Annotated in this window: 12 protein-coding genes and 1 tRNA gene; 10 read left to right on the forward strand and 3 right to left on the reverse strand. The window is 73.4% G+C overall.

From position 1 onward, the window contains the following. Positions 1 to 71 precede the first annotated feature (71 nt). The 3 genes from ACFVTF_RS21730 (at position 72) to der (ending at position 3,747) form a co-directional block, all read left to right on the forward strand. Positions 72 to 1,226 carry a DUF4419 domain-containing protein gene (locus ACFVTF_RS21730; RefSeq protein WP_387815647.1) on the forward strand — a complete coding sequence of 385 codons (1,155 nt, stop codon included), beginning with the start codon at positions 72 to 74 and terminating at the stop codon, positions 1,224 to 1,226. 166 nt (positions 1,227 to 1,392) lie between these two features. Next, positions 1,393 to 2,106, forward strand: coding sequence for a (d)CMP kinase (gene cmk / locus ACFVTF_RS21735; protein WP_387815649.1), 714 nt, complete (start codon positions 1,393 to 1,395; stop codon positions 2,104 to 2,106). 186 nt (positions 2,107 to 2,292) lie between these two features. Then, a complete protein-coding gene (der, locus tag ACFVTF_RS21740) occupies positions 2,293 to 3,747 on the forward strand; it encodes a ribosome biogenesis GTPase Der (protein WP_387815651.1) in 1,455 nt (484 codons plus the stop codon). Positions 3,748 to 3,898: 151 nt separating this feature from the next. On the opposite strand, the gene ACFVTF_RS21745 is transcribed toward der, so the two are convergent. Then, positions 3,899 to 4,648 (reverse strand): hypothetical protein, encoded by a 750-nt coding sequence (locus ACFVTF_RS21745; RefSeq protein WP_387815653.1) that lies wholly within the window; start codon positions 4,646 to 4,648, stop codon positions 3,899 to 3,901. Between the two features lie 266 nt (positions 4,649 to 4,914). After that, positions 4,915 to 5,769, reverse strand: coding sequence for a hypothetical protein (locus tag ACFVTF_RS21750; RefSeq protein WP_371519611.1), 855 nt, complete (start codon positions 5,767 to 5,769; stop codon positions 4,915 to 4,917). 597 nt (positions 5,770 to 6,366) lie between these two features. Between ACFVTF_RS21750 and ACFVTF_RS21755 the strand changes: the two genes are divergently transcribed. The 7 genes from ACFVTF_RS21755 to ACFVTF_RS21785 all read left to right on the forward strand — a co-directional run bounded on the left by ACFVTF_RS21755 (position 6,367) and on the right by ACFVTF_RS21785 (position 12,464). Continuing rightward, positions 6,367 to 7,176: a transglycosylase family protein gene (locus ACFVTF_RS21755; RefSeq protein WP_387815655.1), complete on the forward strand. Its 810-nt coding sequence runs from the start codon at positions 6,367 to 6,369 to the stop codon at positions 7,174 to 7,176. A 336-nt stretch (positions 7,177 to 7,512) separates the two neighbouring features. Beyond that, on the forward strand, positions 7,513 to 7,947 hold the full coding sequence (locus ACFVTF_RS21760; RefSeq protein ID WP_387815657.1) for a transglycosylase family protein: 435 nt from the start codon (positions 7,513 to 7,515) through the stop codon (positions 7,945 to 7,947). 124 nt (positions 7,948 to 8,071) lie between these two features. Beyond that, entirely contained in the window at positions 8,072 to 8,716 is a 645-nt protein-coding gene (locus tag ACFVTF_RS21765; RefSeq protein WP_371522883.1) for an alpha-ketoglutarate-dependent dioxygenase AlkB, read from the forward strand. A gap of 221 nt (positions 8,717 to 8,937) precedes the next feature. Then, complete coding sequence (locus tag ACFVTF_RS21770; RefSeq protein ID WP_387815659.1) at positions 8,938 to 9,804, forward strand: acyl-CoA thioesterase; 867 nt, start codon at positions 8,938 to 8,940, stop codon at positions 9,802 to 9,804. 181 nt (positions 9,805 to 9,985) lie between these two features. Next, positions 9,986 to 10,777, forward strand: a complete 792-nt coding sequence (locus ACFVTF_RS21775; RefSeq protein WP_371519623.1) for a DUF1684 domain-containing protein — start codon at positions 9,986 to 9,988, stop codon at positions 10,775 to 10,777. Between the two features lie 62 nt (positions 10,778 to 10,839). After that, positions 10,840 to 12,231 (forward strand): MFS transporter, encoded by a 1,392-nt coding sequence (locus ACFVTF_RS21780; protein WP_387815661.1) that lies wholly within the window; start codon positions 10,840 to 10,842, stop codon positions 12,229 to 12,231. Between the two features lie 156 nt (positions 12,232 to 12,387). Then, a tRNA-Pro gene (locus tag ACFVTF_RS21785) sits at positions 12,388 to 12,464 on the forward strand. A gap of 62 nt (positions 12,465 to 12,526) precedes the next feature. Here the strand turns inward: ACFVTF_RS21785 and ACFVTF_RS21790 are convergent. Continuing rightward, on the reverse strand, positions 12,527 to 12,730 hold a 204-nt coding region (locus ACFVTF_RS21790), incomplete at its 5' end, for a hypothetical protein (protein WP_387815663.1).

Consider the following 12,730-nt stretch of genomic DNA (forward strand, 5'->3'; position numbering starts at 1 on the left):
CCGGAGCCGGTCGGCTTCCGGGACTTCGGTTGGGCGGTTCGGTCGAGCGGTTCGGTTGAGGGGGAGCAGGGATGATCATCGAGTTGCCGCTGGGCGAGACCCGGCACGGGTCCTACGGCCGGCCGGTGGACCTGGGGAACGAACGGTTCCTGCGGGCGGTGGTGGGCGGGGACTTCCGGATCCACCACCGCAGCGTCGAAGCGCTGGTCGAACTGCCCCGGCCGACGCCGCCGGACCCGGAGTCCGCCGAGCCGGAGCCGACCTGCAGCCTGCTGGTGCGGGCGGTCCACGCCGCCTTCGCGGAGCACCTGCCGCTCAGCCTGTCGCCGGACGTGCTCTGGTACGCGGTGGTGCACGAGGTGGCCGTGCACGCGCGGATGTACGCGCCGAGGTACCGGGCGCTGTTCGGCGGTGCCGAGGGGCGCCGGGAAGTGATCGTGGTCCGCGATGACGCCCTGGCGACGCCCGGCCCGGACTGGTCGCGGTCGATCCGGCTGGTGCGGGAGCCGCTGGCGGCGGCGGTCGGGGCCGAGCTGGTGGAACTGTTCCGGCCGGCGTTCTCGACGACCACGCCCGACGACGCCTCCTCCGCGCTGGTGGCGTTGATGGACGTGGTCAGCCCCTACTACGCCTTCCGCTGGGAGACCCGCTGCGGCATCCCGCGGATCCGGCTGGAGGGCACGGCCGAGGACTGGGCGCTGCTGGCGGCGCGGGTCGCCGGGCTGGCGGAGCGCTTCGACTGGCTGGCGCCGTGGTTCGCCGAGTTGCGCCCGGTGCTCGACGAGATCGCGGCGACCGCGGCGGGCGGGGCGGTCGACGACGAGTTCTGGCGCTCGCTCTTCAAGTGGCGGTCGATGTCCGGCGGCCCGCGGGTGACCGGCTGGCTCACCGCCTTCCTCGCGCACACCCAGACCCCCGACGGGCCCCGGCTGCGCCAGTCCTTCGGCTGGCGGGAGGCGGACGCCAACCCGTACCACCGGGACTCCTTCGCGGTGAACGACTTCCCCTCGCACGTCTCCAAGGTGCCGTTCGTCTGGGACCACCTCGGGCGCGAGATCCCGATGGCCTTCACCGCCGGCATACTCGGCATCGCGTGGGACGGGGAGTACCTGCGGCCCCGGCTGGGCAACGCCGTCCTGCGGATCCTGGGCCCCGACCAGGGCCTCGACCAGGGCTCCGGCCAGGGCTCCGGCCAGGGCCTCGACCAGGGCCTCGACCAGGGTTGATACCGGAGCCGTCACCGGAGCCGAGGGGGATCGGCAGGGGGCTGGTGCTGGGCTGATCGGGTGGCGGAGTCGGTAGGGCGGCGGTCCATTAACCTTGAGGGAGACAACCCCCTGCCGTCTGCCTCCCCAGGCCCCGGCTTTCACGCCCAGAGAGAGGTTCGGCCCCGTGGACACTGCCGACCGAGCGCACGCCCCGGTCGTCGTCGCGATCGACGGACCCTCCGGTTCGGGCAAGTCGACCGTCTCACGGGCGGTGGCGGCCCGGCTGGGCCTGAGCTTCCTGGACACCGGCGCCATGTACCGGGCGATGACCTGGTGGATGCTGGCCAACGACGTCGACGTGGCCGACCCGGAGGCGGTGGCCGTCGCGTGCGGCAAGCCGGTGATCGTGTCGGGCACGGACGCGGACGGTCCCACCATCACGGTGGACGGCCGGGACGTCTCCGGACCGATCCGCGGCCCCGAGGTGACGGCGCAGGTCAGCGCCGTCTCCGCGGTGCCGGCGGTGCGCTCCCGGCTGGTGGAGCTGCAGCGCGGCTGCGCCGAGGTCGCCGAGCGCGGCATCGTCGCCGAGGGCCGGGACATGGGGACGGTGGTGTTCCCGAACGCCACCGTCAAGGTGTTCCTGACCGCCTCCGAGCGGGCCAGGGCCGAGCGCCGGGCGGCCGAGCTGCGCGCCAAGGGCGTCGACGAGGCGACCATCACCACGATGGCCGCCGACCTCGCCCGCCGCGACGCCGCCGACTCCTCCCGGAAGACGGCCCCGCTGGCCCAGGCCGCGGACGCCGTCCTGGTGGACACCAGCGAGCTCACCCTGGAGCAGGTGATCGACCGGATCGCCGCGCTGGTGGAGGAGCGGGCCGGGATGTCGTCGGTCTGAAAGGACTGACCGGTCTGAAGGACGGACCGGTCCGGACGGCCACAACGGCCGGAACGGCCGGAACGGCCGAATGAGCTGCGGTGCCGCCGAGGTGCCGCGGAGAAAACCATCGCGCTGCCCCGAGCGGGGCAGGTACGCACGGCGCGCCCCTGGGAAGGGCCGCGCCGGGAAACGGAACAGACGAACATGACCGCAGAGCACTCCGACACCGGCCACGGTGAACTGGACGCCGCCGACTACGCCGAGTTCATGGCCATCGCCGCCGAGGAAGGCTTCGACGTCGACGGCGTGGACGGCTTCGACGGCGCCGAGCACGTACCGCTGCCGGTGCTGGCCGTCGTCGGCCGCCCGAACGTCGGCAAGTCGACCCTGGTGAACCGCATCATCGGCCGCCGTGAGGCCGTCGTCGAGGACAAGCCGGGCGTCACCCGCGACCGGGTCACCTACGAGGCCAGCTGGAACGGCCGCCGCTTCAAGGTCGTCGACACCGGCGGCTGGGAGATCGACGTCCTCGGCATCGACGCGATGGTGGCCGCGCAGGCCGAGCTCGGCATCGAGCAGGCCGACGCGGTGCTGTTCGTGGTCGACGCCACCGTCGGCGCCACCGACACCGACGAAGCCCTGATCAAGCTCATCCGCCGGGCCGGCAAGCCGACCGTGCTGTGCGCCAACAAGGTCGACGGCCCGTCCACCGAGGCCGAGGCCGCCTACCTGTGGTCGCTGGGCCTGGGCGAGCCGTTCCCCGTCTCCGCGCTGCACGGCCGAGGCTCGGGCGACCTGCTCGACGCCGTCATGGACGCGCTGCCCGAGGCCCCGCCGCAGACCTTCGGCGACGCCGCCCCCGGCGGCCCGCGCCGCATCGCGCTGATCGGCCGCCCGAACGTCGGCAAGTCCAGCCTGCTGAACAAGGTCGCCGGCGAGGAGCGGGTGGTCGTCAACGAGCTGGCCGGCACCACCCGTGACCCGGTCGACGAGATGATCGAACTCGCCGGCAAGACCTGGAAGTTCGTCGACACCGCCGGCATCCGCCGTCGCGTCCACCTGACCGCCGGCGCCGACTTCTACGCCTCGCTGCGCACCTCCTCCGCGCTGGAGAAGGCCGAGGTCGCGGTCGTCCTGGTCGACGCCAGCGAGACCCTCGCCGAGCAGGACACCCGGATCATCTCGATGGCCGTCGAGGCCGGGCGCGCCGTCGTCATCGCCTACAACAAGTGGGACCAGATGGACGAGGAGCGCCGCTTCTACCTGGAGCGCGAGATCGAGCGCGACCTCGTCCAGGTGCAGTGGGCCCCCCGGGTCAACGTCTCGGCCAAGACCGGCCGGCACATGGAGAAGCTCGTCCCGGCGATCGAGACCGCGCTGGAGGGCTGGGAGACCCGCATCCCGACCGCGCGGCTGAACGCCTTCCTCGGCGAGCTGGTGGCCGCCCACCCGCACCCGATCCGCGGTGGCAAGCAGCCGCGCGTCCTGTTCGGCACCCAGGCGGGCATCCGTCCGCCGCGGTTCGTGCTGTTCGCCTCGGGCTTCCTGGAGGCCGGCTACCGGCGCTTCATCGAGCGCCGGCTGCGTGAGGAGTTCGGTTTCGTCGGGACGCCGATCTCGATCTCGGTGCGGGTCCGGGAGAAGCGCAAGCGGAAGTAGGACGTCGTGATCCACCGGCAGTAGTCGGTGGGTGCCGGCAGCAGGTGTGGGCGAGGGCCCCGTCACGGTGGTGGCGGGGCCCTCGTCGTGTGTACGGAGGCGCGTGTACGGGGGCGTGCGGGCGCCCTGCGGGTGGTGCGCGGCGGGCGGTTCAGTGGTGGTCGCCGTTGCGGCCCGGGGGGAGGGAGAGCATCTGGCGGTGGCGGCCGCCGGTGGGCGCGGCGGTGGCGACGCCGGTGGCGGTGCCCATGGCCGGGGCGGGGGCCGGGGGCGGCGCGGGCATCGTGTGCGGGAGCGGGCCGAGGTAGCCGGCGGCCACCCAGCCCTGGCCGTTGGTGAACTGGGGCGGCGGGGGCGGGGTGTGCTGAGGGGTGGTGGCCGCTGAGGTGGCCTGGCCGAAGCCGTCGCTGGTCGGGGCGGCGGGCTCGGCGTGGGGGTGGGGCTGAGGCTGAGGGGCGTTGTGGCCGGTGTGTCCCATCACGCCGTGGTGGGTGTGGCCGACGGCGTTGTGGTGGGTGTGGCCGGTGGCGCCGTGGTTGGTGGTGTGGTTGGCGGTGTGCCCTGAGGAGTGGCCGTGCTGCTGGTTCGGCATGTACTGCGGCAGGCCGGGCGCCTGGCCCCCGTAGCTGTGGAAGGCCTGGTGCTGGGGCGGGTACGGGCGCGGTTCGCCGAGCACCGGGTAGCCGTCGCGGACCGCGAAGCCGGTGAACTTCAGGTCCTCCTCGCCCGAGCGGTCGCCCGGGAGCGCGCGGAACAGCCGTCGGTACTCGGAGTACAGCTCGTCGTAGATCGGCGTCGTCGAGTGCGGGTGCTCCGCGTCGTACGACGGGCGCATGCCGGGGATCGAGCGGGGGGCGGTGGTGGACCGGCCGGGGGACGCGGAGACGTCGTAGCTGTACACACAGGGGCCAACGAGTGAGGGGGCAGGGGGATGCGGGGTGCCGGGGCCCGGCCGGAAGGCGGCTTGTGCCGAGGGGGAGGCCGCCTTCCGGCGGGTGCGGAGCCGGGGCGTGGAGCCCGGGGGCCGGCGGGTCGGGCGCGGCTTGGGGCTGGGTGCCGATGGGTTGGGGCGGGGCTGAGGCTGGGTGCTGCGGGGGCGGGGGCGCGGCTGGGTCGGGCGCGCGCCGCTGGGGCTGGGGCTGGGGCTGGGGCTGGGTGCGGAGGGGCTCAGGTGCCGGCGAGGGGGAGGGAGGCGGCGACCACCTGGCCCAGTGCCACCGCCCGCTCCAGCGCCTGGCGGAGCAGGTCCTCGCGCGGCTGACGGCCCACCATCCCGGCCGGGACGGCGTACATGGTGACCTCGGAGAGCTGGCTCGCGGCCATCCGCCAGGCGTCGGTGACCTGGAGCGGCTGGTGCGCCTGCCACCAGCCGGTGCTGCCGCCGGCGGCGGCGGGCTGCAGGATCGCGTGCAGCTTGCCCATCGCCACCAGGACCGACCAGCCGCCCAGTTGGTCCGGGGTCTCGTCGAGGTCGGTGACGGCCTGGAAGCCGGCGTCCTGGAGCAGGTCGAGGAACTCGTCCTCGCCCGAGGTGCTGCCGGGGCGCCCGACCGGGCCGGTCGGCTCGACGACCAGCGAGGCGTGCCCGACCTTGCCGTGCAGCACCAGCCCGCAGGTGATGCCGAGGATGGCGGCCTGGCCCGGTGCGCTGGGCTGGGCGGTGGGGGCGGTCGCCGGGGTCGGCGCGGGAATGGGCACCAGCGGGTGCGCGGGCGCGGCCGGGGCGCCGGCCGGGGCGCTGGTCTGGGCCTGGCTGATGCTGCGGACGGCGCCGACCAACTGCTCCTCGGCCACCGGCACCACCTGGGACGGGATGCAGCGGGCGTGGGCGAAGGCGAGTACGGCGGTCTCCTCGCCGACGAACAGGACGGTGCTGGTGGGCTCCGCGTGGGTGTCGCCGGAGGTGCGGCAGGAGGTGCATTCGTAGCTGTCGGGTGCGCGGTCGCCGCCGAGGAGGCGGTCCGCCTCGTCGTCGCCGATCTCGGACCGGACCTCGTCGCTGACGTCGAGCATGCGCGGCACGGGTTCTCCTCTTGGTGGGTGCGGTTGGCGGTCGGGGGGCGGATACGGGGAGGTCGCCATGACCAACGGGCCCTTGTGTCAGGCGTCACGGGTGGTCGACGAGGCTGACGGGAATTGCCTCTGATCCGACCGCGCCGCGTGTTCTCGTGGTCGCAATGTGTCGATGTCGGTGGCAGGCCTGCCGGAATGAAACGGTGAGGTGAGTCACGCCGCCGTGATGTTTGATCTACGAATCGATGGCTAAAACGGGCATTTCGGGCGGGATTGTGTGGTCATTACCGCCGGTAACCCTTGGCTGAGCTGGGCAGACCGGTGGAGTTTTGGTTTCCCCGCCGACCGGCTCGTAGCTTCATTGGCGGCGCAACGAGCGCCACCCGGGTTCACCCCCGACGCACCGCCCCTCCGGTTTCCCGCCGGATGCGGCAGGTGCCCGCCGATGCGATCGCTCGAACAGGTCGCCGGTGAGCGGCTGGGTGGCCGGGGCGGCAAGCGGCACGTCCGACACGTGCACGGTCGCCCGACGGACGCGGCAAGTGAACGCGGCCCTCTCCAGGGCCTGGTTCCGCATGCCCGCCCGGGGCTTTCGAGAGGAACCCCATGACCTTCCGTCACGAGACCGCCGCTGCCACCACCTCCACGGCCACCAAGCGCAACCGCGTCCGGATGGCCGTCGTGGCGGGCGCCGCTGTCGCGGCCCTGCCGGTGGCCGGCCTCGTCACGGCCACCTCGGCCTCCGCCGCCTCCGTCTCCACCTGGGACTCCGTCGCCCAGTGCGAGAGCGGCGGCAACTGGGCCATCAACACCGGCAACGGTTTCTACGGCGGACTGCAGTTCACCTCCAGCACCTGGGCCGCCTTCGGCGGCACCGCCTACGCCTCGCAGGCCAACCAGGCCACCAAGGCGCAGCAGATCGCCGTTGCCGAGAAGGTCCTCGCCTCGCAGGGCCCGGGCGCCTGGCCCGTGTGCTCCGTCAAGGCCGGCCTGACCAAGGGCGGCGCCCCGGCGGCCGTCGACACCTCGGCCGGTTCGGCTGCCGGTTCGACCGCCGCCAAGCCGGCTGCCCCGGCCGCCAAGCCGGCGCAGACCCAGGCCCCGAAGGCCGCCGCTGCGCCGAAGGCCGATGTCGCGCCGAAGGCCGCCGCCCCGAAGGCCGCCGCTGCGCCGAAGGCTGACGTCGCGCCGAAGGCCGCGCCGAAGAACGACGCCGCCAAGGGCGCCAAGGGCTGGAACGGCTCGAACGACGCCAAGCCGGCCAAGGGCGACAGCTACACCGTCAAGTCCGGTGACACCCTGAGCTCGATCGCCGCCGCGCAGGGCCTGGACTGGCACGACCTGTACAAGAACAACGCCAAGGTCATCGGTGGCAACCCCGACCTGATCCTCCCGGGCCAGACCCTGAGCGTCTGATCAGTTGAGCCTCTGAGCAGCTGAGCCTCTGAGTCGCTGAGTGTTCGGGCAGCTGAGGGTTTGACACCGGCTCTCCGGGGTCTGCCGCCTGATGTCGGCTGTCCGAGGTCCCCGGCCTGAGGTCGGTTCAGCGGGCCTCCCGGCCCCGGCGCTGTGCTGGTACCACGGCCGCTTCTCCGCTGTGCGGGGGAGCGGCCGTTGGCGTTTCCGGTGCTTCTGGCGTTTCTGGCGTTCTGGTGATTCTGGCCCGTTCGGCGCGTTCGGAGTGTCGTTGGGGAGGGTCATGCGGCGGCCGGCCTAGGGTCGGCTGCTGTGCCGCCTCCGTGTGATGAGCGTATGTGCCGGGTCGTACTTCGGCTGGGCGTCGCCGTGGTGCTGCTGGCGGGGTCGGCGGCGATCCCCTGGGAGCGGGCCGGTGCGGCGGTCCGGGTCGCGGACGTCGTGTGGGACGGCCTCGCCGAGTGCGAGAGCGGCGGCGACTGGCAGGCCGACACCGGCAACGGCTACTACGGCGGCCTGCAGATCTGGCCGCCCACCTGGGAGCTCGCGGGCGGCTTGCGCTTCGCCGACCGGCCGGACCACGCGAGCCGCGGGGAGCAGACGACGGTCGGCGAGGAGATCCTCCGACGGCAGGGCTGGGAGGCGTGGCCGGACTGCGCGCGGGAGCTGGGGTTGATCGGCGGATCGCCGGCCCCTGGTGGCAGCCCGAGCCCCGGTGGCAGCCCGACCTCCGGTGGCCGTCCGACCTCCGGGGGCGGTCCGGGTTCCTGAGGCCGGCCGGGCTTCGGCCGTGGCGGTGCGGGAGGATGGTGGGGTGATCCAGGGCGAACTGTTCGGTGACCTGCCCGGTGCCGCCCCGGGCGGCCGGTCGGGGTCCGCTGCCGCGCGCGGGCGCGTGGAGCCCGCCCCCGGTGCCGTCCTCCTCCCCGGCTGGCTGGACGCCGATGCCCAGCTGCGCCTGGTCGCCGCCTGCCGGGAGTGGGCCCGCCCACCGGCCGGTCTGCACGCCGTGCGGATGCCCACCGGCGGGATGATGTCCGTACGGATGGTCAGTCTCGGATGGCACTGGTATCCGTACGGTTATCGGAGGGACGCGGAGGACGGCACGCCCGTCAAGCCGTTCCCGCCCGAACTCGACCTCCTCGCCCGCCGGGCCGTCGCCGACGCCTACGGGACGGACGCCCGGCAGATCGCCGGTGCCGCGTCGTACGAACCCGACATCGCGCTCGTCAACCACTACCCGCACGGCGCGAAGATGGGCCTCCACCAGGACCGCGACGAGCGGACCGACGCGCCCGTGGTCTCGCTCTCGCTCGGCGACGCCTGCGTGTTCCGGCTCGGGAACACCGAGACCCGGACCCGCCCGTGGACCGACCTGGAGCTGCGCAGCGGAGACCTGCTGGTGTTCGGCGGCCCGGCCCGGTTCGCGTACCACGGTGTGGTGCGCACGCTGCCCGGCACGGCGGATCCGGCGCTGGGTCTGGTCGGCCGGCTCAACATCACCGTGCGGCAGTCGGGGCTGGCGGCGGGGGAGGCCTGAGCCCGGGCGGGCGTTCGTCCGCCTGGTGACCGCTCCTCTCCGTTACTGCTCGATCGCCGATCGCTTACTCGTTCGAGTGAATCGGCTCCTTCGGCCCGGTGAGTGGGAATGACCCCGGTCGCCGGAGAATTCGAGTGGGTTGGAGAATTCGATCAGGACGGGCGCCGGAGCCGGGCGGAAGACCTCCGCCGGGGCCGTGGGCCTGGAGAGGAAGCGCACGCATGGGTACCCCCGTCGACGACCTTGTCGACCTGCTCGACCTGGAGCAGATCGAACTGAACATCTTCCGCGGGCGCAGTCCCGAGGAGGCGCTGCAGCGGACGTTCGGCGGCCAGGTCGCCGGGCAGGCGCTGGTCGCGGCCGGGCGCACGGTGGACGGCGACCGCCCGGTCCACTCGCTGCACGCCTACTTCCTGCGCCCCGGGGTGCCCGGCGTGCCGATCGTCTACCAGGTCGACCGGATCCGCGACGGCCGCTCCTTCACCACGCGCCGGGTGCTCGCCATCCAGGGCGGTCGGCCGATCTTCGCCCTCACCGCCGACTTCCACCGCCCCGAAGAGGGCGGCATCGAGCACCAGCACCCCATACCGGACGTCCCCGCGCCCGAGGACCTGCCCAGCGCGCTGGAGGAGGTCGGCTCCCGGCTCGGCGAACTCCCCCCGTTCATCAGCCGCCGCCAGCCCTTCGACATCCGCTACGTCGACCGGCTGCGCTGGACGAAGGAGGAGCTGGCCGGGGTCGAGGCGCGCAGCGGCGTCTGGCTGCGGACGGACGGCCCGCTGCCGGACGACCCGCTGATCCACGTCTGTGCCCTCACCTACGCCAGCGACATGACGCTGCTCGACGCCGTCCGCGCCCCCGTCGAGCCGCTCTGGGGCACCCGGCACTTCGACATGGCCTCGCTGGACCACGCGATGTGGTTCCACCGCCCGTTCCGTACGGACGACTGGCTGCTGTACCAGCAGGAGTCCCCGATCGCCCACGGCGGGCGCGGCCTCGCGCGCGGGCAGATCTTCGACCGGAGCGGACGGCTGGTGGTGTCCGTGATGCAGGAGGGGCTGTTCCGGCCGCTGGGCGGCGGCAGCTGACAGGGCGGGCGTCGTGTCCGTGGTGTTGCCGTCGTGACGCCGTGTTGCCGTCCTGTGGCCGCTCCGTGGCGGTTCCGGCAGGCGGGAATGATCCGTCCGGGCGTGCGGCGTTGTGGTGGGTGACCGAGTGGGACGGCCCGAACAGCGAGCCGTCCGAGAACCGCAGTGGGAGGGTGTACCGATGACGGCGACGGCCGCGGAGGACTGGAAGCACTGGAGTGACGGCCGGGCGGCGTCGGTGAGCGCGCCACACGGCCAGCTCGCACTCACCGGCACGCACTGGTTGGAGCCCGAGCCCGCCGAGATCGTCGGCCTGCCCGGGCGCTGGTGGGCCGACGCCGAGGGCGTCCGGGTCCGGGCGGTGGCCGCGGACGGCATCACCGTCGGCGGCGCCGACGGCCCGGTCGACGGCGAGGCGCTGCTCCGCCCCGACACCGATCCGGCCGCCGACACCGCCACCCTCGGCGACGTCCTGCTCGTCCCGATCGAGCGCGAGGGCGAGCTCGCCCTGCGGGTCTTCGACCCGGCCGCGCCGCGCCGGACGGCCTTCGCGGGCATCTCCGCCTACCCGTACTCGCCGGAGTGGGCCGTCCCCGCCGTCTTCACCCCGTTCGAGGAGGACGGCGCCCAGTCCGTGCTCGTCCCCAACGCGGACGGCAAGGAGCGCCCGCTCGCCGTCACCGGGCAGATCGCCTTCACCGTCGCCGGCGAGCACCGCACGCTGACCGTCACCCGCTCCGGCGACCGCCTCACCGGCGTCATCGCGGACGCGACCAGCGGCACCGACACCTACCGGTTCCGCTTCATCACCCTCCCCGCACCGGACGCGGACGGCCGCACCGTCCTCGACCTCAACCGGGCCTACCTGCCGCCGTGCGCCTTCGCGGACCACTTCATCTGCCCGTTCCCGCCGCCGGGCAACCGGCTCGACTTCGCGGTGGAGGCGGGGGAGAAGCAGGTCCTGACCAGGTAGGACGGGCCGCTGCCCGGCCCCGGTGCGGGGAGCGGGGAGGCCGGGGCGGACCATGGAGGGTTGTGTCGACCAATCATCCTGCCAATCCAGCCCCGGCGTCCGACCCCGCCCCGACGCCTGCCCCTGCCCCGGCGCCCGATGCCGCCGAGGCCGCTGCCGCCTCTTCGGCGGAGGAGCCACCCTCCGACGCCTCCTCCCCGCCGGCCGGAACCGAGGCCCTCCCCTGGTACCGGCGGGCCTTCGCCGACCTCAGCCCGCTGCGCGACCACCCCGACTACCGCCGGGTCTGGTTCGGGCAGGCGGTCTCCTCCATAGGCCAGCAGATGACGGCCGTCGCCGTCTCCGTCCAGGTCTACGACGAGACCGGCTCCGCCTTCGCGACCGGCCTGGTCGGCCTCTTCTCCTTCTTCCCGCTCGTCGCCTTCGGCCTCTACGGCGGCGCGATCGCCGACACCGTCGACCGGCGCAAGCTCGGCCTGATCGGTTCGGCCGGGCTCGCCGCCGTCTCCGCCGTCCTCGCCGTACAGGCCCTGGCCGGCCTCGGCCAGGTCGCCGTCCTCTACGCCGCCGTCGCCGCCCAGGCCGGCTTCTTCGCCCTCAGCTCGCCCGCCCGCTCCGCGATGATCCCCAGGCTGGTCCCCAGCCACCAGCTCCCCGCGGCGAACGCGCTGAACACCGTCAGCATGAACCTCGGCCTCACCATCGGACCGATGCTCGGCGGCGTCCTCATCGGCGCCTACGGCACCCAGGCCGCCTACCTGGTCGACACCGTCGCCTTCGCCGGCACCCTCTACGCGATGTGGCGCCTGCCCGCCATGCGCCCGCTCGGCGACCGCAAGGGCCGCGCCTCCGTCCTCGACGGCCTCCGCTTCCTGCGCGAGCAGCCCAACCTGCGCACCAGCTTCCTCGCCGACCTGGCCGCGATGATCTTCGGCATGCCGCGCGCCCTCTTCCCCGCCATCGCGGTCACCTTCTACGGCGGCGACGCCCGCACCGTCGGCCTCCTGGTCGCCGCCCCCGCCGTCGGCGCCCTCACCGGCGCCCTCTTCTCCGGCTGGGTCGGCCGCATCCACCGCCAGGGCGCCGCCGTCCTCGTCGCCGTCGCCGCCTGGGGCCTCGCCATCGCCGCCTTCGGCGCCCTCCACAACCTCTGGCTCGGTCTCCTCCTGCTCGCGGTCGCCGGCTGCGCCGACACCGTCAGCATGATCTTCCGCAACACGATGATGCAGGTCGCCGCCCCCGACGAGATGCGCGGCCGCCTCCAGGGCATCTTCATCGTCGTCGTCGCCGGCGGGCCCCGCCTCGGCGACTTCGAGTCCGGTGCCGTCGCCGCCCTCACCAACCCCGCCACCTCCGTGATCACCGGCGGCCTCGCCTGCGTCGCCGCCGTCCTCCTCCTCGCCGCCCGCCGCCCCGCCTTCCTCACCTACGACGCCCGCCACCCCACCCCCTGACCCACCCCGACCCGCCCCCGACCCACCCACGCCCAACCCGGCAGCGAGCACCCCTCCACGTGCTGTATTGTTTTCCACGTCGCCGGGACAACCGGAGACAAGGTCGAGAAGCCCACAGCAGAGCCCCCCAGGCCCCGCTACCGGGCACCGAGACCACGGGACGTGGCGCAGCTTGGTAGCGCACTTGACTGGGGGTCAAGGGGTCGCAGGTTCAAATCCTGTCGTCCCGACCAGCGTTTACGCAGGTCGGAGGTCGTTTCCACCGAGAGGTGGGGGCGGCCTTTCTGTTGTTCCGTCATCTGGTGGTCGCAGTGTGGTCCCGGCGGGTCGGCTTGGTTGATTTCTGGCGACGCTGTGTTGCCTTCTGTGTCTGGCGGGTGGTCAGCCGGGGTGTGTGCGGGCTGCGGGGGATCCGGGTGGCGCGGTGGCCGTACAGGGCGGTGTGGTCGGCGTTGTCGAGGGCGTGGTTGATGGCGTCGACGGCTTCGCGGACGGCCTG

Origin of the sequence: Kitasatospora sp. NPDC057940 (genome assembly GCF_042887425.1) — a bacterium.
Taxonomy (GTDB): domain Bacteria; phylum Actinomycetota; class Actinomycetes; order Streptomycetales; family Streptomycetaceae; genus Kitasatospora.

Coding starts and splice junctions, on each gene's coding strand:
- ACFVTF_RS21730 (WP_387815647.1), top strand. CDS start 72: ATGATCATCGAGTTGCCGCTGGGCGAGACCCGGCACGGGTCCTACGGC.
- der (WP_387815651.1), top strand. CDS start 2,293: ATGACCGCAGAGCACTCCGACACCGGCCACGGTGAACTGGACGCCGCC.
- ACFVTF_RS21755 (WP_387815655.1), top strand. CDS start 6,367: ATGACCTTCCGTCACGAGACCGCCGCTGCCACCACCTCCACGGCCACC.
- ACFVTF_RS21760 (WP_387815657.1), top strand. CDS start 7,513: ATGTGCCGGGTCGTACTTCGGCTGGGCGTCGCCGTGGTGCTGCTGGCG.
- ACFVTF_RS21770 (WP_387815659.1), top strand. CDS start 8,938: ATGGGTACCCCCGTCGACGACCTTGTCGACCTGCTCGACCTGGAGCAG.
- ACFVTF_RS21775 (WP_371519623.1), top strand. CDS start 9,986: ATGACGGCGACGGCCGCGGAGGACTGGAAGCACTGGAGTGACGGCCGG.